This is a genomic window from Sagittula stellata E-37, assembly GCF_039724765.1.
Lineage (GTDB): Bacteria > Pseudomonadota > Alphaproteobacteria > Rhodobacterales > Rhodobacteraceae > Sagittula > Sagittula stellata.
In genome coordinates this window covers 248407-267365 of sequence record NZ_CP155730.1, presented here as the reverse complement: position 1 = coordinate 267365, position 18959 = coordinate 248407, and the positions used below count along the sequence as shown (strand labels likewise).

The window sequence follows — 18959 nt, the reverse complement described above, 5'->3', positions numbered from 1 at the left end:
GCACGGGCGGTACTGCCCACGATGCACCGGCAGCGTTCGGGCCTCGTGACCTGCCCCCCGCGAAATCCCTCACCGCGATGTAGAGTCTGCGCCAACTCTGAAGGAGCAGACACATGCGAAAGAGCCGTTTCACCGAGGCGCAGATAATTGGGATGATCAAGGAACAGGAGGCCGGAATGCCGACTGCGGAGGTGTGCCGCAGGCACGGCCTGAGCACGGCGACGTTCTACAAACTGAAGGCCAGGTATGGCGGTATGGAGGTGTCCGAGGCTGCGAGGCTAAAGGCCCTTGAGGATGAGAATGCCAAGCTCAAACGCCTGCTGGCAGACACCATGCTCGATAACGTCGTGTTGAAGGACCTCCTGGGAAAGAACTGACGACATTGATCAAGCGGCGAGACGCGGCGCGCCGCGTGATGCGGGATTATGACTTCTCGCAACGTCCCATTGCCCGGCAGGCGATTTACGCAGCAACTCTGCCGAGAGGGGACTGTGTCGAGATCCGCAGGGAGATGCAGGAGATCGTCGGCAAGCGGTCGTCCATTGAAGGCGCCATTGGTCCGAGCCCAATGGACGACGGTTCGGCTACCGCCGGATAGGCGTCCTGTTGGAGCGCAAGGGCATGATCATGAATCACAAGAAGCTCTACCGGATCTACCGCGAGGAAGGGCTGTCCGTGAAAAGGCGGCGCGGTCGCAAGCGAGCGCGTGGCACAAGAACCCCGATGCCATCGGCCGTGGGCGTCAACGCGCGCGCCCCTCTCGCGGTTATGCTGCGCAAACGGCTGCCGGGCAGCGGGATCGTTGGACTTTGTATCCGACAGCTTCGGTGCCTCGCGGAAGTTACGGACCCTCGCCGTGATCGACGACTGCACGCGCGAATGCCTGTGCCTCGTGGCGGACACCAGCCTCTCCGGGGCAAGGGTCGCCCGGGAGCTCAGTACCCTGATCCAAGTCTACGGCAAGCCCGGCTGCATTGTCAGCCCCTCTCGGGGCATCCCTGTGGGATGCCCTGCCGGGCAGTAGATAACGGCACAGAGTTCACCAGCCGGGCGATCCTGAAATGGGCCGATGAGAACGAAGTGCCGTGGCACTACATCGATCCGGGTAAGCCCCAGCAGAATGCGTTCATCGAAAGCTTCAACGGCAGCCTGCGGGCCGAGTTGCTCAACGAGGAGATTTTCGACAGCCTGGACGACGCACGGAGAAAGCTGGCCCTCTGGCGCTATGACTACAACACGGTCCGCCCGCACTCGTCCTTGTCCAACCAGACGCCGCAGCAAGCGCGCCGGACGCTTGAGCAATTTAAGGGCTCCGCGCCCGGCGCGCGTGCGCAAGACGACGAAGCCGAATACCCAAAACCAACTTGCAGACTCTCGTTATGAATGAGGGACCGGCAGGGTGCAGGTCAGTCGGCGTCCCGGCGATCTTGCGATAGCTCACCCGGCCGAGTGCTGCGCACCCACCTTTCGGGCCCAGTAAAGCAGGGCCGCGTACTTAGTATCCAACGCTCAGATCAACCCGGCCCACCGGCTCCCCGCCCTGTTCGAACCTGTTGAAATTGTCGATCATCAGGCGCTCGGCCGCATCGCTCACCGGCTGCGCGGCGATATGCGGGGTGACGAATGTCTTCTCGTGGCTCCACAGCGGGCTCTGGGCCGGCAACGGCTCGGTGGGAAACACGTCGAGCATGGCCCAGTCGAGACGACCGGTGTCGAGCGCGGTGATCAGATCCGCTTCCACGAGGTGGCCGCCGCGCCCAAGATGGACAAGCGCCCCACCTCCCGGCAGCTGACCGAAGAGGTCAGACGACAGGATGCCGCGCGTCTCGTCGGTCAGCGGCAGGACGTTGATCAGAATGTCGCTCTGGGTGAGGAAGCTGCCGAAGTCGCTGTCGCCCGCGAAACTTTCGACGCCGTCAACGTCCTTGCGGCTGCGGCTCCAGCCCGAAACGCGAAAGCCGAGGCTCACCAGCTTTTGCGCGATATCCGTGCCGAATACGCCCATCCCCATGACACCGACCGACCGCTTCGAGGGATGAACAGCAGGATGCATCTGCCAGTCAGCCTGATCCTGCTGGCGGGCGTAATCGCGCATCCGCCGATGCCAGTGAAGGACACCGTAGAGCGCATACTCGGTCATTTGCTCACGCAGGCCCGCGTCGACCAGCCGGAAGAGCGGCACGTCCTTGGGAAAGTCAGGGTCGAAAATGATCTGGTCGATACCGGCCCCCAGTGAAAAGACCGCTTTCAGGTTCGGCAGGGTTGCCAGAACACCGTTCTGGATGCGCCAGACCAACGCGTGCGTGATGTCCAGCGGATCGCCGATGTCAGGCCAGACGCGGAACTCGACATCGGGACGTTCCTTGGCGAACAGCGCCTGCCAGGGCGCCGGATCGTCGATGTTCGAGGCGAACAGGATCGTTTGCTTAGCCATATCAGTTTCTCCTTTTCACCCCGGGGAGGATGCACAGAAGCTCGAAGAGCAAATTCGCCGCGGTGAGCGCCGTATTGCCGGAGGTGTCGAACGGCGGTGAGACCTCCACGAGGTCACAGCCGACCACGTCGAGGCCCCAGCAGCCACGGACGATCTCGAGGGCCTGCGTGGTCGTGAGGCCCCCGATCTCCGGCGTGCCGGTGCCCGCAGCAAAAGCCGGATCCAGCGAGTCAATGTCGAAGGTGATGTAGACGGGGCCGTCGCCCACATGGGCGCGGACCTCTTCCATCAGCGGCGCCAGCGAACGATACCACAGCTCATCCGCCTGGTAGACCTTGAACCCCTGCTCACGCGACCAGTCGAAATCGTCGGCCGCATACCCGGTGCCACGCAGACCGATCTGCACGGTGCGCTTCGGGTCGATGAGCCGCTCTTCCACGGCGCGGCGGAACGGCGTGCCATGCGCGATCTGCTCCCCGAACATCGTGTCGTTGATGTCGGCATGGGCATCGACGTGGATCAGCCCGACCGGCCCGTGTTTCTTCGCGATCGCGCGCAGGATCGGCAAGGTCATGGTGTGGTCACCGCCCATCGAGAGCGGTTTGCATCCGTGCGACAGGATCTCGCTGATGCCTTGCTCGATCAGGTCGATGGACTTGATCAGGCTATAGGGGTTCGTCGGAATGTCTCCCACGTCTGCAACCTTGAGCGAGTCGAAGGGCGCGGCGCGGGTCGCCATGTTGTAGGGCCGCAGCAAGACCGATTCAGCCCGGATCTGCCGCGGGCCGTAGCGCGTCCCGCTCCGGTTGCTCGTGCCCAGATCGAGGGGGATTCCGACGAAACACGCGTCGAGACCGGACGCGTCCGCGACCTGCTTCAGGCGCATCATCGTCGCGATTCCGCCGAAACGGGGCATGTCATTGCCGCTCTGCGGCTGGTTCAGGGACACATTCATCGTACCACCTCTTTGATGTCGTTCGCGCGAAGCTTTGCAGCAATGGCAGCTTCGCTCTGGGTGCAACTTCGATGGGACGCGGCTGCCGATCAAGAGCGGCAGTCCGGACGATACTCAGATGTCCGTCAATGTAATGGGCCCGGGCCCAAACATTCGCTTTCCTCACAATGATGATTGGCAACGCGGGATTTTCCCGGCGGCCCGGCGTTCCTACCCTCTGCCACACAACAGTTATCACCTCGGAAGGCGCGTGCACTCATGACTGTAGACATCACATTTGAAACGCCCGGGGGTCCGCTCGCGGCCAGCATCCGGCGCGTCGTGGCCGCCGGTTACACGGGGCGGACCCGCCACCTCGTTGAAACCCACATCGAGGAGCTCAAGGACATCGGCATTCCGCCGCCGCCGCATATTCCGATGCTGTTCCCGATCATTCCCGGCCTGCTGTCGCAATCGCGGCAGACGCAGGTCCTCGGGTCCGACACCGCGCCGGAGGTGGAATACGTCATTTTCCGTCAGGACGGGCGCGACTATGTGACGGTCGGCAGCGATCAGACGGATTCCGTGATGGAGTCGCAGAACGCTCCCATTTCGAAAAACATGTGCCTGAAGACCGTTGCACCTGAAGCCTGGCCTCTCGATGAGCTGCTCGACCACTGGGACAGTCTCGAGCTGTCACTGGTCTGCGACGGCAAGGTCATGCAGCAGGGCAGCGTCGCGCAGATCATGACCCCGGCGCAATTGCAGGCCTTCGTGGCCGAGCACGACGGCGACGAGGACGAAGGGCGGATGATCTTCTCCGGTACGCTCGAGATGCACGGTCGATGCCCCGGCGAGGCGGCCGAGATGACCATCACCCTCAGCGACCCGGTGCGTGAGCGCAAGATCGTCCACACCTACACGGTCGAACCGACTGTTCCGTTCTTCTGAGGCGCTGCGCCCGGCCCTTCCAGCAGGAGGAGGGACAGGGCGGAGACGAACAGAACACGGCGATTTAAACTGCCCAAAACGTGAGCGGAACGGTTACTCTTTCCGCTCACAGCGCCGTTTCCCGCCGGATGTTTGAGCAAAAGCCTCTATTCCTTGACCGGAGTGCCCAGTCGGCATCCACTTGCGCGGTGGGAATGGGCGCCGGACAAGCGCCAGCAAGGCGGGGAAATCGAACATCCTTGTCAGAGCGGAGCCGAAACCTTCGCCCGCGTGGATGTCGTAAGACAGTGATCTTTCGGGTCATCCCGCCAGGGTGTCGCGACGCGTTGGCAATAATCGCGCGGCGCCCGATGGCAAGAAGCGCGAGACTGGCTCCATAGACGATTGGCACCGTTCCCTCCTGGTCGCTCCGGCTGGCAGACCCGCCGGACATTGTGGAAGAGAGATGCCTATGGTCAATATTGCAAACGCCGATCTTCGCTTGCTGCGCGTTTTCACCACCGTCGTGAAATGCAACGGGTTCTCAGCGGCACAGGCCGAACTCAACATCAGCCAGTCGACCATCAGCAACCACATGATCGCGCTGGAGGAACGCCTGCGCCTGAAGCTCTGTCAGCGAGGGCGTTCGGGCTTCGCCCTGACCGACCATGGGCGCACGGTGTTCGAGGCGTCGATCCGCTTGTTCGAGGCGCTCGAGGAATTCAGCAACGAAACGGAATCGCTCCACTCGGTCCTGACGGGCAGCCTGCGGGTTGGTATCGTGGACAACACTGTGACCGATCCGCATTCGGCGATTTCCTCGGCCTTCCTTCATTTCTCCGCGCGGCCGAACAACGTGAATGTGAACCTTGTCGTGGACAGCCCTCCCGGCCTCCAGAAACTCCTGGTGGAACGGCAGATCGATCTCGCGATCTTCGGGTTCGTGCCGCGGCTCACAAACCTCCACTACCAAGACCTCTATCCCGAAACGAGCACGCTCTTCTGCGGGCGGGGGCACCCCTTGTTCGACATCGACGACGACGATCTGTCGCTCGATGCCGTTCGGGACTATGCCTTCGCCAGCCGGTCCTACTGGTGCAATCAGGATCTGGAGCGCATCGGCACGAAGAAGAACACCGCCACGGTCGAACAGGTCGAGGCGCAGTTGCTGCTGGTGCTGTCCGGAGCCTATCTTGCCTTCCTCCCGAACCATTACGCGCAATCATGGGTCGACAAAGGCGAGCTGCGGCCGTTGCTTCCCGACGAGACCTCCTACTCGGTGTGGTTCCAGCTCGCGACACGCAAGGGCATACGCACGACACCGACGATGAAGGCGTTCATCCAGGATGTGCATAGGGCGGTCGGGGAAAAGATGCGCGAAAAAGCCATGTCGTCCGACCTGCCGGCGGTGGCGTCGTGGCAGTCCCGGCGTCCGGCCAAGGAAGACCGGGTCGCCCTGAACTGAGCTTTGCGGGTCGGGCACGCGGGTCGCCATCGCCTTCGAGGCAACGGCCTGCGCGCCGGCGTCCGGCGGCGCCGTGCCCGGCTCAGGCGCCAGACTTCTTGCTGCGCCTGATCTTTTCCTCGACCCACCGGACCACCATGGCGGCGGGCAGGCTGATCGCGAGGTAGATCGCCCCGACAATCGTGATCGGCTCGAAATAGCGATAGGTTTCATTTCCGATCACGCGCGCCGTGCCCATCATCTCAAGGACGGTGATGGTGGAGAGAAGCGCCGTCTCCTTGAACATCATCAACACGTAATTTCCCGCGGCAGGGATCATGGGGGGCAGAGCCTGCGGCAGGATGACATGCACCCAGAGCCGGACGATGGGGATGTTCAGCGCACGGGCGCCTTCCCACTGCCCCTTCGCAACGGATTCGATGCCGGCCCGGTAGACTTCCGACATGTAGGCGCTGGTGTGCAGCCCGAGCGCGAGTATGCCGGACGTCAGGGCGGGAAGGGTCAGCCCGAGGCGCGGCAGCACGAAAAAGACGAAGTACATCTGAACCAGAACCGGTGTGCGCCGGATGAATTCGCAGAGCCAGTAAAAAACGTTGCGGATGATCACGTTCGATGAGCGCCGCCCTAGCGCGAAACCCAGCCCGACGACCAGCGCCAGCACCGTGGCGAGGACTGTCGCCTGCAGGGTGACCGTCAGTCCTTCCGCGATACGGGGGAGGATCGACTGCGCATATGCCCAATCCCACCTCATGGTCAGCGGCCTCCTCTCTGGATGTCGATGCCGCGGGAGAAATGCGCGCCAGCCTTCGTGAAGACATGCGCGACGGCCGAGGACAGGATGAAGTAAACCACAAGAACAAAGCCGTAGATCAAGATCGTGTCGTTCGTCTGCTGGCGGACGACCTGGGCCTGGAAGGTGAGATCCGCGATGGTGATCAACGACACGAGCGGCGTGATCTTCAGCAGGTCGATTGCGAGGTTGCCCATCGGCGGGATCATGGACACCAGGGCCTGCGGCAGGATCACGTACCGCATCGACTGGAACCGCGACAGGTTGAGCGCGACGGCGCCCTCGGTCTGGTCCCGCGGCACCGATAGAATGGCCCCCCGGACCACCTCGGAGCCGTAGCTGCCGACATTGAGCCCCAGCACGATGATTCCGACGATGATGGCGTCGATGTAGATGCCGAACAACGGCAGGGCGAAGTAGGCCCAGAACAGTTGCACATAAGCCGATGTGCCCCGGAGAAACTCGACCATGACCCGGATCGGCCATCTGAGCCAGCCGCTTCGGCTGACGCCTGCGACACCGAAGGCGAAGGATGTCACGAGCATCACGACGCCTGCGCCGGCGGCGACAAGCAGCGTCTTCAAGAAGCCGTCCCACAGGATGGGCGCATATTCTACGAGAGTGTTCATCGGCCAGTTGGTCCGTCAGCGTGCACGAGGGTCGGCAGTGGCGCCCCGGGTCTGCCCCGAAGAGGTGAGAGCCGGGGCGCGTCCATCAGTTGCTCGCGGGGCAATAGTCCGCGCGCGTATAGTCGGACGCCAATTGCGCGTTGAAGCCGTAGGGCGTGACGATATCCGAGTATGCCCCGGAGTCCTTGAGCTCGGCCAAAGCGCCGTCGAAGGCGTCTCTGAACTCCGCGTCCTGCATGTGGAAGCCTGCGGCACCGCAGTAGGTCTGGCTTCCCTCGATGGTCACGGAGGTGATGTTGTCCGCCCCGCTGGCCACGACGGCGGCATTCGCTGACAGATCGGGAAACGCGAACAGATCAATCCGGTCGGACATCAAAAGATCGAGGCCGCCTTGCGGGTCGTTGATCGGAACGAGCTGATCGCGGGACACGCCCGCGGCAAGCGCATCCTTCTCCTGCGAGCATCCTCCGCAGACGCCGAGTTTCAGCTCCGGATTGGCGGCGACATCGGCGAAGCTGGCTGGCGCATCCGCCATGTCGGTCTTGTGCACGAAGACATCGACCGCACAGCTGTCCGGCTCGGCAAACAGGATCGCGGCACAGCGGTCGGGCCGGATATAGAGCCCGGCGGCGATCATGTCGAAACGGCGTGCCTGCAGGCCGGGGATAAGCGAGCCCCAGTCGGTGACGACGGGTTCGATGGTGTCGATGCCGAGCCGCTCAAGAGCGGCGCGGGTGACCTCCGGGATGGCGCCGGACAGGTTGCCCTCTCCATCCATGATGGTCAGTGGCGGCTCGATCGCAACGGCAACGGTGACGCTGCCCTTGGCCTGCGCTTCTTCAAGCGTGATCGCGTGGGACATATGCCCCGTTGCGACAAGCACGGGCAGCGAAGCTGCGAAGACTCCGAACGTGGTTTTCATGGCGCTGTTCCTCTCTGTTGTCTGTTTTTGGTGACTTTGGACGGCACTCAGTCCAGCCTTACGCCGGCGGCCAGAATCTTCTTCAGAAATGCCCGTGTGCGCTCTTCCTTCGGAGCGGAGAAAATATCGTCGGGGGCGCCCTCTTCGACGATGACACCGCCGTCGACAAACAAGACCCGGTCCGAAAATTCGTGCGCGAAGCTCATCTCGTGGGTGACGAGCAGCATGGTTGTGTTCGTGGTGGTCCCGATGTCGCGCAGCACGTTCAGCACCTCCTCGACCAGCTCCGGGTCGAGCGCCGAGGTGACCTCGTCGAACAGCAGGATTTCCGGGTCCATGGCCAGCGCGCGTGCAATCGCGACCCGCTGCTTCTGCCCGCCTGACAGCTGGGAGGGATAGGACGCGGCCTTGTCCGCCAGCCCGACCATGTCGAGCAGCTCCATGGCGCGCCGTTCCGAACCCGCCTTGTCAGCGTCCAGCGAAAGCTGCGGCGGTTTTGCGATGTTCTGCAGGGCCGTCATGTGCGGAAACAGGTTGAAATGCTGAAACACCATGCCGATCTTGCGCCGCATCTTGCGCAGGTGGCGTTCGTTGGCCGGCACGTCCGCGCCGTTCCTGTTCATGTGCCAGAGCGGCTCGCCGCCGACGTGCACCTTGCCACTCTGAATGGTCTCGAGTGTCATCAGGATACGAAGGATCGTTGTCTTCCCCGACCCGCTTGGGCCGATGATCGAGATCTTCTCTCCCTTCGCAATCCCAAGCGAAAGCGCGTTCAGGATCCTGTTGGACCCGAACTGTTTGACGACCTGGTCGAAGACGATGAAGTCTTGCTGCGATTGCAATGTTCGTACCTTCCCCATGGGCTTTTCTGCGCGCCTTCGGATGCCTGAGCTCCGAGGCGGGCGATCTGCTCACAGGGTAGGGAACGGCCCTTCCACGGGATATATCGAACGGTCAATCCAAACATTGCCGAGGACCAATGCGAGCCCTTTGCGCAGACCGGGCACTGGCCCAGCACTGGCCGGGCAGAGGCCGGCAACCGGGCCGGCACGACCGCGCGCTCGAGGCCCATGACCGGCCGCGCCTGTTCAGCCGCCATCCGCGCGGGCAAGCCGCGCATAATCGGGGACCAGTGCAAACCTGCCGGTCCAGTCGACCATCTGCGTGTAGACGGACGGCGGGCCGTTCTCGCCGGCAGCCTCGAGTTCGCCCTCGGTCTCCCGGTCGGACACCAGAATGAAATGCGCGCCGCGCGGATCGAGCGGGAACGACGCGGAATGCCAGATATCCTGGCCGATCAGCATCGCCGTCTCGCCGTCGACGAGAAAGCCCCTCATGTCCTCTGGCTGCGGAATGTCCTTCGTATCGGCGACAAAGACGATCGACGGCACGTTGTCGAGCGGCACGCGCACCTCGGTGATCGTCGGGTGTTTTTCGAACGTGCTGCACGCCACCGGCCCGTAAGGGTGCCGCAACATCGTCAGGTCGGCCTGACCGCGGAGCACGAGCGGAATGCGCGCGGACGAATAGTCCGGTCCGAAGAACTCCGGGGTGTACGAGGATCGGGCCATGATGTGACCGAAGGGGCGAAAGTTTTCTGGCGATACCGGTTCGATCAGAACCGAAATGCTCTTGGTCATCGGGCGGTGTCCTTCGTCTGCAAGGGGTCTCGTCCGCATCACCCGTTCCGGGATCTGCGTGCTGTCACTGGTGCCAGCCGGGTTGCGGCCTCACGCGTTCGATGGCCGCCGCCGCCGACAGGACCAGCGCCTCGTCATGCGGCGGCCCGACGATCTGTGCGCCGATCGGGAGACCGTCCGCCGTCGTTCCGCATGGCACCGAAACCGCCGGACATGCGCCGACAAGGTTGAACATGCCCGTCAGATCCAGCGTGGCGATCCGGCCATCGGCGGTGCGGCCGCCATAGTCGAAATCATCGCCGCCGAGCGCCGGGGCCGGTTGCGCCATCGTCGGACACAGCAGCACATCGTACGATTGAAAGACACCCGCCAGCTTCCGCCATAGCTTTGCGCGCAGGAAGTCGATGCGTTTGATCTCGGCGGCGCCGAAGGTCCGGCCGATGTCGATCATCTTCAGCGTGAGTTCCGAAAGCTTCTCCGGACAGGTGTCCCGAAGCGCGCCGTAATGTGCGGCCATCCAGACCATCGAGGCATTCGCGGTCAGCTCGGCATCGTCCGCGTCCAGCCCGAGATCGACCGCCTCGATGCGGGCACCGGTGTTGGAGAGTGCCTTGGCGGTGTCTTTGACAGCGGCCCGGACCTCGGGATGCACGACGCCGTAGCCCAGATCGGCCGAGAGCGCGATCCGCAGGCCGTCCGGCCGCGCCGGGATGGTTTCGGGCAGGTTCAGCGACGGGATGTAGGAAAACAGGTCGACAGGATCGGGCCCGGCGACCGAGCGCAGGAAAAGGGCGGCATCTTCGACCGTCCGCGCCAATGGGCCGAAATGGCTGATATCGTCGAATGTCGATGGCAGTGCATCGAAGGGAATGCGGCCCAGCGACGGCTTGAGGCCGACGATGCCGCAGAACGAGGCCGGCCCACGGACCGAGCCGAGCATGTCGCAGCCTTCCGCCAATGGCACGCATCCTGTCGCAACCGCCACAGCCGCCCCGCCGGAGGAGCCGCCGCAGGTATGGGAGGGCACCCACGGGTTGCGTGTTGCGCCGAACAGCTCGCTCCGGGTGAACCACGAGCTTGCGAATTCCGGCGTCGTGGTCTTGCCGACGAGAATGGCGCCGGCCTCCAGCAGCCGCCGGACGATGACCGCGTCGGTCGTGGGCACAAAATCCTCGAAGGCGCGCGATCCGAAGGTTGTCCGGATACCGGCGGTTGGCGTGAAATCCTTGACCGCCACCGGAACCCCTGCCAGCGGCCCCAGCGCCTCGCCCGCGCGGCGCTTCCGGTCTATCTCTTCGGCCGCCTCCAGTGCGCTCTGCGGCAAAGTGAGGCAAAACGCATTGTACTGCGCGTCGATCTCCGCGATGCGGCCGAGCGAATGCCGGACCACCTCGACGGCAGAAAGCTCGCCTGCTCGTACGGACGCGGCGATGGCGCTGGCCGACAGCATGTCCCGGGTCTTCATCGCTTCATCCTCCCCTTCCCTCACGCCGGAACGCCGTCAGCAGGTTGACCGGCAGCCGCAGCGACACTCTGCTGTCCCCGAGACGGGATCAGGCCTCTGATGTGGTCTGCCCCCTTCTCACCGATCATGATCGTGGGTCCGTTGGTGTTGCCGCCAATCAGCAGCGGCATGACCGACGCGTCGATCACGCGCAAACCTTCCACCCCCCTCACCTTCAGGTCCGGCCCGACAACCGCCTCGTCACCCCGTCCCATGCGGCAAGTGCCGACAGGGTGATAATGGGGAACGGAGGTCCGTTCGAGATAGCTCTCGAGGTCCGTATCGTGGACCATGTCCGCGCCGGGCGCGGTTTCCGCGCCGCGGAGTTGGTCGAAGGCCGTCTGCGCATGGATCTCGCGCGCGATCTTCAGGCCCTCCAGATTCAGGGCGCGATCCTCGGGCTCGACGAGGAAGTTGTTGAGAATGGTAGGCGCGTCGAACGGATCGCCCGATTGCAGCGAAATCCGCCCGCGTGATTTCGGGCGCAGCACGGCCCAGTGGATGCTGTAGCCATGGAAGGCCGGGCGATAATTGTCTTCGGTGATCGCGGCGGGAAACATGTAGAACTGCAGATCGGGCCGGCCCGTCCCCTGCCCGCCCCGGAGAAACGCCTGCGCATTCATCGGGAAGACGGACAGCGGGCCGCGGCGCAGAGCCGCCAGCTCAACCGCCGCAGAGGCTGCCTTCAACGGGTTGAGCAGGCTGTAATAGGTGATCGGCTTCAGGCAGGCGTGCTGCACCATGCCCCCGATATGTTCCTGCAGGTTGGCGCCGACGCCCGGCAGATCCTGCGTGACGGACAGGCCGTGCCGGCGCAGTTCGTCGGCAGGCCCGATCCCGGAGAGCATCAGCAGTTGCGGCGACTGATAGGTGCCGGCGGAAAGGATCACCTCCTGACCGCACAGAATGTCGTAGGGCACGCCGCCGCGCGTTGCGCAGGTGATCCCGAGGCATCTGCCCTTTTCCATCTTCAGCCGCGCGACGTGAGTGCCCGTCAGCACCGTCAGGTTGGGTCGGCGGCGGGCCGGTGCCAGATAGGCATTGGCCGCAGAACAGCGCAGCGGAAACCCGTGCATATGCGTGAACTGCGACCAGCTGAAGCCATCCTGCTCGGCGCCGTTATGATCGGGGTTGACCGGATGGCCCATCTGACGGCCCGCCTCGAAGAAGGCGTCGAAGATCGGGTTGTCGTAGTTGCCGAACGCCGTTCTGAGCGGCCCCGAGGTGCCGCGCAATCCCGTGCTGTCATCGCCCTTCCAGCTCTCGGATCGCTTGAAATAGGGCAGGACATCGTCGAAGCACCACCCCTCTGCCCCCATGGACGCCCATTCGTCGTAATCGTCGCGATGTCCGCGCACATAGATCTGCCCGTTGATCGAGGAAGAGCCGCCGATCACCTTGCCGCGCGGCAGGCTGACACTGAGCCCGCCCATGCCGGGTTCTGGCGCGCTCCGGAACTGCCAGTCCATCTTGCTGCCGACAGTAAAGACCTCGCCCGTCGGCAGACGGATCAGCGGATTGCGGTCGCCGCCGCCGGCTTCCACCAGCAGCACCCGGCAGTCCGGGTCTTCCGTCAGCCGGCCGGCGAGGACACAGCCCGCAGAGCCCGCGCCGACGATGATGTAATCATAAGCGTCAGTCTTCATATCAACTCTCATCTCTTGGCCAGTGACGCGCGGAGCAGCCGGTCGGCAATGATTGCGAGGCACACCATGGCGGCCCCAGCCACGATCCCGCGCCCCGGATCGGCCTTGCTGAGCGAGACAAGCGCCTCTGCCTCAAGGCCCTTCGTTCCGATCAGCGCCGTGATGACAAGCACACCGAAGGCCATCATGATGGTCTGGTTGACGGCAAGGATCAGCCCGGACCGGGCGACCGGCAGCCGCACCCAGACCAGCCGTTGCCACGCCGAAGCGCCCGACATGTCGGCGACTTCTGTCACCGCAGCCGGGATGTTGCGCAAAGCGGCAGCGGTGTAGCGCGCTGCTGGTGTCCACGAATAGGCCACGATGGCGATGAGCGCGGCGAAGTCGCCCGACCCGAGGAACATGATGACCGGAATGATGTAGACAAAGGTGGGCAGCGTCTGGACCGTGTCGATCACCCAGCTCATCACGGCGTCGACCTTCGGATAGGCGACACACAGGATGCCCAGGGGAATGCCGATCAGCAGCGACGGAAGAACACTCGCCGCCAGAAGATACGTTGTCAGCTGTGCCTGCACCCACAGACCCGACGTTGCAACGAAGAGCATCATCAGGACGCAGGGCAAGGCAAGCCGCCAGCCCTGCAGTATATAGGCCAGCGCACCCACCGCGATCACGGCGCCGGACCACGGAACGCTAAGCGCCAGCAGCTTGGCGGGCTTGAGCAGCCAGATGAACGTGGCGGTCTTGAACGCGCGCAGCTCCTCGGACCAGCTCTCGTTGATCGCAAGGACGAGATCGTCCCAGTGCGAGGCCATCGAAAGGCTGGCCCAGTCCGGAAAACTGACAACCCACGGCAGCGCAACCTGAAGCAGGGCGGGACCGGCCAACGCCACGAGCAGAGCCATGCCGAAGGTCGGACCGCGCAGATAGCGGGCCACCTGCCGGTTCGGAACCTGCGTTGCAGCTGCCCGGCCCAGCCGATCAAGCGCGATGGCAAGCAGCACGATGGCCGCCCCGGCCTCGACGCCGTTGCCGATCCTGAGCGATTGCAGGGCCTGAAGCACCACCGCGCCCAGACCATCGGCCCCGATCACGCTGGCGATGATGACAACGACCAGCGAAAGCATGATCAGCTGGTTGATGCCCACCAGAAGCTTCGCCCGGCACGAGGGCAGCAAGACGAGCCACATCGACTGCCAGGGCGTGGTTCCCGCCATTGCCGATGCCTCGCGGATCGAGGGCGGTACTTCCTGCAGGGCCAGCGTCACCACCCGCGCCATCGGCGGTGTGGCATAGATGACCGTCGCGATCATGGCGCCGACCGGCCCGAACCCGAACAGGTACAGGATAGGGACCAGATAGGCGAAGATCGGCACCGTCTGCATGATGTCGTAGACAGGCGTGAATATCTTCTCGAGCCACGGCTGCCGGAACACCGCGATGCCCAGCAGCGTGCCCATGATCGTGCCCACGATCACCGACACGATTACCGATGAGAGGGTCAGCATCGTCGGGGCCCACAGGTCGAACAGCAGCGCATAGAGAAAGGCCGCCGACACCAGCCCGGCCAGCTTCCAGCCGCCAAGCTTCAGGCCTGCAAGGCCTGCCACGAGGATGATCGAGAGCCATGGCAACGGCGGCAGCGTGACGCCGCCCACGGTCAGGCCCTTGACCAGCACCCCTTGCAGGAATTGCATCGGGTAGAGGAACACCCTCGCGAACCCCCGTGTGATCTGGTTGACCTCGACGCCGAATATCGCCGCCTCCTTGGCCACGTAGGTCACCGCCCTGCCCGACCATTCGAGGAATGGCGGGACAAACGCATCCGGCACCGTGGAGAGGGCCTCCGGCAGGTCCAGCCCGACCATCGGGGCAAGGCAAAGGGCAAGACCGATCGCGAAAAGTGCCCGCGGCAGAAGCGAGGCCGCCGACCCTGCCCGGACCCGCGACAGGCGCTTCGAGCCGATGAACGCCCGCGGCGCGTTGGCGGTGAAGGCACTGAAGATGGATCGGCTCATGCGCGGTTGCCCTCCGTGGTTCCGGCGAGCATGACATCGAGCACGGCAGCGCGGCTGATCGCCCCGACGGGGGTGCCGTCCTTGCCGAGCACCGTCACGGGGTCGGTCTGGCCCAGAACCGGCCCGGCGATGTCGATGATCTTGTCCGCTTCGCGAATGGCCGGACCTGTGGCGTCGGCATCACCGGCGGCGCGGTCCATGACCGATGCGACCGTCAGCACCTCCGCCCGGCGCACATCTTGGATGAAGGAGGCGACATAGTCGTTGGCAGGCTGCAGCACGAGGTCCTCCGGCGTTGCCACCTGGACGATCTCGCCGTCCTTCATGATGGCGATCCGGTCGGCCAGGCGCATCGCCTCGATGCAATCGTGGGTGACGAAGACAATCGACTTGGTCAGCATGGTCTGCAAGCGGATGATCTCATCCTGCATCTCCCGCCGCACCAGCGGGTCCAGCGCCGAGAACGGCTCGTCGAGGAACCAGATATCGGGCTTGAGCGTCAGCGACCGGGCGATCCCGACGCGCTGCTGCTGGCCACCCGACAGCTGGTCGGGATAGTGGTCCGCGCGGTCTTCCAGGCCGACCAGCGCCAGCATGTCCATCGCTCGCGCCTCGCGATGCGCTCTGTCTATGCCCTTGACCCGCATCGGAAAGCTGACGTTTTGCAGCGCGGTCATGTGGGGCAGCAGGCCATAGCCCTGGAACACCATGCCCATCTTGTCGCGGCGCACCTGCATCAGGCGGCGCTGATCGAGGTCCCCCATGTCGAGGCCGTCGAAATACACCTCTCCGAAGGTCGGCGTCATCAGCCGCGCCATGCAGCGCAGGAGGGTGGACTTTCCCGAGCCGGACAACCCCATCAGGACAAGGATTTCGCCGCGTCGGACAGAAAGGCTGACATTCCGGACGCCCGCAAGATGGCGCCCGGATGCGTCGATCTGCGCGGCGGTAACGCCGCGCAAACGACCGGTTTCTATCTGTCGCGACTGCGGTCCGAAGAACTTCCAGACACCGGAACAGCGCATGATCTCGTTCTTCGGAATCGCCACAGATTTCATCACAGGGCCCAGTCCGCGGTGATGTCTGCATTCTCGGCAAGCCACTCGGTGGCCGCTTCGATGCTGTCGACACCGTCGACATCGACCCGGCGCACGCCCCATGCCACGTCGTCGGTCTTCAGCTGGAACAGGCGCAGGATGCGGGCAGCGCGCGGGAACTTGGCCTCGGAGCCGGCATGCGCCACCTTCCAGACGTAGCCTGCGGGGTTGTCGCAATCCCAGATCTCATTCGGATCGGCGCCCCAGGCCGGGTCGTTGATGCAGTCGAGCTCGAAGTCCGGGAACTCGACGAACTTGCCCTCGTATTCGGTGGTCATCCAGTCAGGGGCAAACCCCCAGCCGATCACCGGCTCCTTGCGCTGCATCGGCCCGACAATGGCAGCGTGGAGCGCCGCCGGCGTGCCGGTCGACTCCAGCGAATACGGCAGCTCGAGCGACTTCACCCGCGCGACATTGTTGGTCGTCCAGTCGGCCGGCGCCTCGACGAACCTGGCGAGCGGAGAGGTCTCGATCGTCGACAGCGCCTCGACGCAGTCGGTTTCGAGCAGCGCCTTCCAGTCCGGCAGGCCGGGACAGACTTCCTCGACATAGGTCGGGTACCACCAGCCTTCACGGATCTTCACACCGGTCGCGCCCATGTTCACGACATCGCCCGTCGCGAGCGCGGCATCGAAGATATCGCGGCTGGTTTCCCAGATGCTGGTCGAGAAATCGAGATCGCCCGCCTCGAGGCCGACGAATTGCGCTGCGTAATCGGCCTTGATGCGCTCGACCTCGAAACCCTGCTGTTCCAGGAACGTCGCATAGACGTTGGCAATGAAATCCGCGTCCGTGATCCCGGTCACGACGATTTTTATGGGCCCGCTCTGATCCTCGGCCGCAACCGGGCCGCACATGAGCATCGACAGGACCGTCATCGACGCTAGGACTTTCCTACCGTAAGTTTTCATTTCGCGGATCATTTTCATCTCCGATTTTTCGGTTTGCTCCCAGTCAATGAGCGTAGGGACCCGAAAGGCTGGTAACATACGTTTTTCTTGGCCTTTGCATTCCGGGTCATCAAAGTATCTGCGCACAGCCCGGAGCCCTGACGATACGGCGCCAGGCGTCTTGCCCCCTGCGTTCTCAACCCTCCGCTGTCAGGCCGGATGTTTTGCCGCAGGATGCGCCGCAGCGACGCTTGGGCCCGACCCTGCAAACGCGCTGACCGCCCCAGCGAACACGCGTTCGGCGAAGCGCCCGCCCATGGCGGCCCTGTGCTTTGGACCCGCAAAACGGGCTTGCGCACAACGATTTCGATTGGGGCTGCGGCAGGGGCAGGCCGGAGGCCGCGCGGCGATACACGCGACCAACGGCTTCGTCTCCATGCGGTGGGTGCTGCCTGAAACGCAGGGTGGCCGCTTCGCGGGACAGGCTCCGCCGTTCCGGGCAGATGCGGACGCTCAGTCGCGGCCCACGACCGGCTCCAGAACCTCCCGGAAGGCGGCGTGGAACGCGTCGACCTGCGCCCGCGTCGTCGCGGGGCACATCAGCGCCATATTGTGGGACGGCGTCAGCACGAATCCCCGGTTCAGAAGCGCCACGTGCAGATAGGCGTTGAGGTCGTAATCCTTGAACGAATTCAGCACGTCCGACCCGTTCCGGGGATTGGTGTTTTCGTAGAGGAACTCGATCCGCGTGCCCATGCGGATCACCGACCAGTCAAGCCCGAGGTCCGCGAACAGGCTCTTCACCCCCGCCTCGTAATGTTCGGCCAGCGCGTTCATGTGCCGATGCGCCTCTTCGGTCAGCACATGTTCCAGCGTCCCGCGAATGGCGGCCAGTGTCACGGCCGACCCGGTCAGGGTCGTGCCGATGCCCAATGCATCCTCATCTTCCGGCGCGGGATAGCGGCTTTCGATGGTCCGGGCGAGGTCCGAGGCAAAGCCATAGACCGCCGCCGGGATGCCCGAGGCGATGGGCTTGCCGATGACGATCATGTCGGCGCGGATGCCATGGGTGGACAACATGACCCTGTCGCAGCCCGCCCTGACGAGGCGCATCCAGAAACTCGAAGCCGTCCTTGGCGTTCTGCTTTTCGAACGCACCACCCGGCGGGTCTTTCTGACAGCCGTCGGACGCGATTTCCTGCCCTGCGCCAAGCGCTTGCTGGACGATCTGGAAACGTCGCTGCTGTCGGTCCGTGAGATTGCCGAGCGGCGCTCGGGCTTGGTCAGCATCGCCTGTATCCCGACGGCGGCCAATTACTTCCTCCCCGATGTCATGGGCCAGTTGGCGGCGGAATATACCGCGATCCGGTTTCGCATCCTCGATGCCGGTGCGAACCGCGTGCTGCAATCCGTGATCAGCTGCGAGGTCGATTTCGGCATCACGCTCTTGGGAGAGAACGAACCCGAAGCCACCTTCGAGCCGCTGATCAAGGAACCCTTCTATCTGGCTTGCCGACGTGATCACGCGCTTGCAGAGACGGATCAGGTGTCCTGGGCCGAGGTGGCGCAGAATCGTCTCATCACGGTTGGCCGTTCAAGCGGCAACCGCCTCATCATGGATCTGGCTCTCGCTGTCGCAGAGATTCGGCTGCGCCCCTGTTACGAGGTTCAGCACCTCTCCACGTCCCTCGGCATGGTCGAGGCGGGTCTCGGCATCGCCGCCCTGCCCCGCATATCGCTTCCGGCCGATCCCCACCCCTTCATCGCAGCCATCCCGCTGGTTCAGCCGACGGTCTCGCGCACGGCCGGGATCGTGAGGGTCCCCAAATCGACCTTGTCGCCCGCCGCGGAGCAATTCCACACCATGCTGCTGAGCCGGTGGCGGAGTGACCGCTAGGGTCAGACCCTCTGCGCCCTCCTTCAATCGGATAAGTGCTTTCAGAGAAGCGATTTATTCCTGCCATTGAGGGCTGTTGGATCATGTGTCCGACTGCCGGAAACCCGTTTTGTCGAGACGCGTTTCAGCAGGCGACCAGCCGGGAAAACCCACTTTCCGT

16 protein-coding genes and 1 pseudogene are annotated in these 18959 nt (G+C 63.9%); 4 read left to right on the top strand and 13 right to left on the bottom strand.

The genetic code is table 11. From position 1 onward, the window contains the following. Positions 1–113 precede the first annotated feature (113 nt). Positions 114–1383 (top strand): annotated as a pseudogene (locus ABFK29_RS22705) (IS3 family transposase). A gap of 112 nt (positions 1384–1495) precedes the next feature. On the opposite strand, the gene ABFK29_RS22700 reads toward ABFK29_RS22705, so the two are convergent. Both ABFK29_RS22700 and speB read right to left on the bottom strand, forming a co-directional pair. Continuing rightward, positions 1496–2434 carry a 2-hydroxyacid dehydrogenase gene (locus ABFK29_RS22700; RefSeq protein WP_005859779.1) on the bottom strand — a complete coding sequence of 313 codons (939 nt, stop codon included), beginning with the start codon at positions 2432–2434 and terminating at the stop codon, positions 1496–1498. 1 nt (position 2435) lies between these two features. Further along, a complete protein-coding gene (gene speB, locus ABFK29_RS22695) occupies positions 2436–3389 on the bottom strand; it encodes an agmatinase (protein ID WP_005859781.1) in 954 nt (317 codons plus the stop codon). A 258-nt stretch (positions 3390–3647) separates the two neighbouring features. Between speB and ABFK29_RS22690 the strand changes: the two genes are divergently transcribed. Together ABFK29_RS22690 and ABFK29_RS22685 are read left to right on the top strand one after the other, a co-directional pair. Next, complete coding sequence (locus ABFK29_RS22690) at positions 3648–4319, top strand: DUF2848 family protein (RefSeq protein WP_005859783.1); 672 nt, start codon at positions 3648–3650, stop codon at positions 4317–4319. A gap of 451 nt (positions 4320–4770) precedes the next feature. Then, the gene (locus tag ABFK29_RS22685) at positions 4771–5763 is read left to right on the top strand and encodes a LysR family transcriptional regulator (RefSeq protein ID WP_005859785.1); all 993 of its coding nucleotides are present in this window, start codon (positions 4771–4773) and stop codon (positions 5761–5763) included. Between the two features lie 82 nt (positions 5764–5845). Here the strand turns inward: ABFK29_RS22685 and ehuD are convergent, their stop codons facing one another. From ehuD to ABFK29_RS22630, 11 genes are all read right to left on the bottom strand, one after another. Then, a complete protein-coding gene (gene ehuD, locus ABFK29_RS22680; protein WP_005859787.1) occupies positions 5846–6514 on the bottom strand; it encodes an ectoine/hydroxyectoine ABC transporter permease subunit EhuD in 669 nt (222 codons plus the stop codon). Positions 6515–6516: 2 nt separating this feature from the next. Continuing rightward, positions 6517–7182 (bottom strand): ectoine/hydroxyectoine ABC transporter permease subunit EhuC, encoded by a 666-nt coding sequence (gene ehuC, locus ABFK29_RS22675; protein WP_005859789.1) that lies wholly within the window; start codon positions 7180–7182, stop codon positions 6517–6519. An 85-nt stretch (positions 7183–7267) separates the two neighbouring features. After that, positions 7268–8104 carry an ectoine/hydroxyectoine ABC transporter substrate-binding protein EhuB gene (gene ehuB / locus ABFK29_RS22670; protein WP_005859791.1) on the bottom strand — a complete coding sequence of 279 codons (837 nt, stop codon included), beginning with the start codon at positions 8102–8104 and terminating at the stop codon, positions 7268–7270. Between the two features lie 47 nt (positions 8105–8151). After that, positions 8152–8964 carry an ectoine/hydroxyectoine ABC transporter ATP-binding protein EhuA gene (ehuA, locus tag ABFK29_RS22665; protein ID WP_050772427.1) on the bottom strand — a complete coding sequence of 271 codons (813 nt, stop codon included), beginning with the start codon at positions 8962–8964 and terminating at the stop codon, positions 8152–8154. 228 nt (positions 8965–9192) lie between these two features. Next, a complete protein-coding gene (locus ABFK29_RS22660) occupies positions 9193–9744 on the bottom strand; it encodes an ureidoglycolate lyase (RefSeq protein ID WP_005859795.1) in 552 nt (183 codons plus the stop codon). A gap of 64 nt (positions 9745–9808) precedes the next feature. Beyond that, positions 9809–11209: an amidase gene (locus ABFK29_RS22655; RefSeq protein WP_005859797.1), complete on the bottom strand. Its 1401-nt coding sequence runs from the start codon at positions 11207–11209 to the stop codon at positions 9809–9811. A 20-nt stretch (positions 11210–11229) separates the two neighbouring features. Further along, on the bottom strand, positions 11230–12894 hold the full coding sequence (locus ABFK29_RS22650; RefSeq protein ID WP_005859801.1) for a GMC family oxidoreductase: 1665 nt from the start codon (positions 12892–12894) through the stop codon (positions 11230–11232). 8 nt (positions 12895–12902) lie between these two features. Next, on the bottom strand, positions 12903–14915 hold the full coding sequence (locus ABFK29_RS22645) for an ABC transporter permease (protein WP_005859803.1): 2013 nt from the start codon (positions 14913–14915) through the stop codon (positions 12903–12905). Further along, positions 14912–15973: a betaine/proline/choline family ABC transporter ATP-binding protein gene (locus tag ABFK29_RS22640; RefSeq protein WP_005859807.1), complete on the bottom strand. Its 1062-nt coding sequence runs from the start codon at positions 15971–15973 to the stop codon at positions 14912–14914. The genes ABFK29_RS22645 and ABFK29_RS22640 overlap by 4 nt, the downstream gene beginning before the upstream one ends. Then, complete coding sequence (locus ABFK29_RS22635) at positions 15973–16935, bottom strand: ABC transporter substrate-binding protein (protein WP_347100555.1); 963 nt, start codon at positions 16933–16935, stop codon at positions 15973–15975. Before ABFK29_RS22635 ends, ABFK29_RS22640 begins: the two co-directional genes overlap by 1 nt. A gap of 480 nt (positions 16936–17415) precedes the next feature. Continuing rightward, positions 17416–17982 (bottom strand): hypothetical protein, encoded by a 567-nt coding sequence (locus tag ABFK29_RS22630; protein ID WP_347100553.1) that lies wholly within the window; start codon positions 17980–17982, stop codon positions 17416–17418. On the opposite strand from ABFK29_RS22630, the gene ABFK29_RS22625 reads away from it, so the two are divergent. Next, positions 17981–18799, top strand: coding sequence for a LysR family transcriptional regulator (locus tag ABFK29_RS22625; protein WP_232281568.1), 819 nt, complete (start codon positions 17981–17983; stop codon positions 18797–18799). The two genes, ABFK29_RS22630 and ABFK29_RS22625, sit on opposite strands and share 2 nt — an antisense overlap. Positions 18800–18959: the final 160 nt, after the last annotated feature.

Coding starts and splice junctions, on each gene's coding strand:
- ABFK29_RS22700 (WP_005859779.1), bottom strand. CDS start 2,434: ATGGCTAAGCAAACGATCCTGTTCGCCTCGAACATCGACGATCCGGCG.
- speB (WP_005859781.1), bottom strand. CDS start 3,389: ATGAATGTGTCCCTGAACCAGCCGCAGAGCGGCAATGACATGCCCCGT.
- ABFK29_RS22690 (WP_005859783.1), top strand. CDS start 3,648: ATGACTGTAGACATCACATTTGAAACGCCCGGGGGTCCGCTCGCGGCC.
- ABFK29_RS22685 (WP_005859785.1), top strand. CDS start 4,771: ATGGTCAATATTGCAAACGCCGATCTTCGCTTGCTGCGCGTTTTCACC.
- ehuD (WP_005859787.1), bottom strand. CDS start 6,514: ATGAGGTGGGATTGGGCATATGCGCAGTCGATCCTCCCCCGTATCGCG.
- ehuC (WP_005859789.1), bottom strand. CDS start 7,182: ATGAACACTCTCGTAGAATATGCGCCCATCCTGTGGGACGGCTTCTTG.
- ehuB (WP_005859791.1), bottom strand. CDS start 8,104: ATGAAAACCACGTTCGGAGTCTTCGCAGCTTCGCTGCCCGTGCTTGTC.
- ehuA (WP_050772427.1), bottom strand. CDS start 8,964: ATGGGGAAGGTACGAACATTGCAATCGCAGCAAGACTTCATCGTCTTC.
- ABFK29_RS22660 (WP_005859795.1), bottom strand. CDS start 9,744: ATGACCAAGAGCATTTCGGTTCTGATCGAACCGGTATCGCCAGAAAAC.
- ABFK29_RS22655 (WP_005859797.1), bottom strand. CDS start 11,209: ATGAAGACCCGGGACATGCTGTCGGCCAGCGCCATCGCCGCGTCCGTA.
- ABFK29_RS22650 (WP_005859801.1), bottom strand. CDS start 12,894: ATGAAGACTGACGCTTATGATTACATCATCGTCGGCGCGGGCTCTGCG.
- ABFK29_RS22645 (WP_005859803.1), bottom strand. CDS start 14,915: ATGAGCCGATCCATCTTCAGTGCCTTCACCGCCAACGCGCCGCGGGCG.
- ABFK29_RS22640 (WP_005859807.1), bottom strand. CDS start 15,973: ATGAAATCTGTGGCGATTCCGAAGAACGAGATCATGCGCTGTTCCGGT.
- ABFK29_RS22635 (WP_347100555.1), bottom strand. CDS start 16,935: ATGATCCGCGAAATGAAAACTTACGGTAGGAAAGTCCTAGCGTCGATG.
- ABFK29_RS22625 (WP_232281568.1), top strand. CDS start 17,981: ATGACCCTGTCGCAGCCCGCCCTGACGAGGCGCATCCAGAAACTCGAA.
- ABFK29_RS22630 (WP_347100553.1), bottom strand. CDS start 17,982: ATGTTGTCCACCCATGGCATCCGCGCCGACATGATCGTCATCGGCAAG.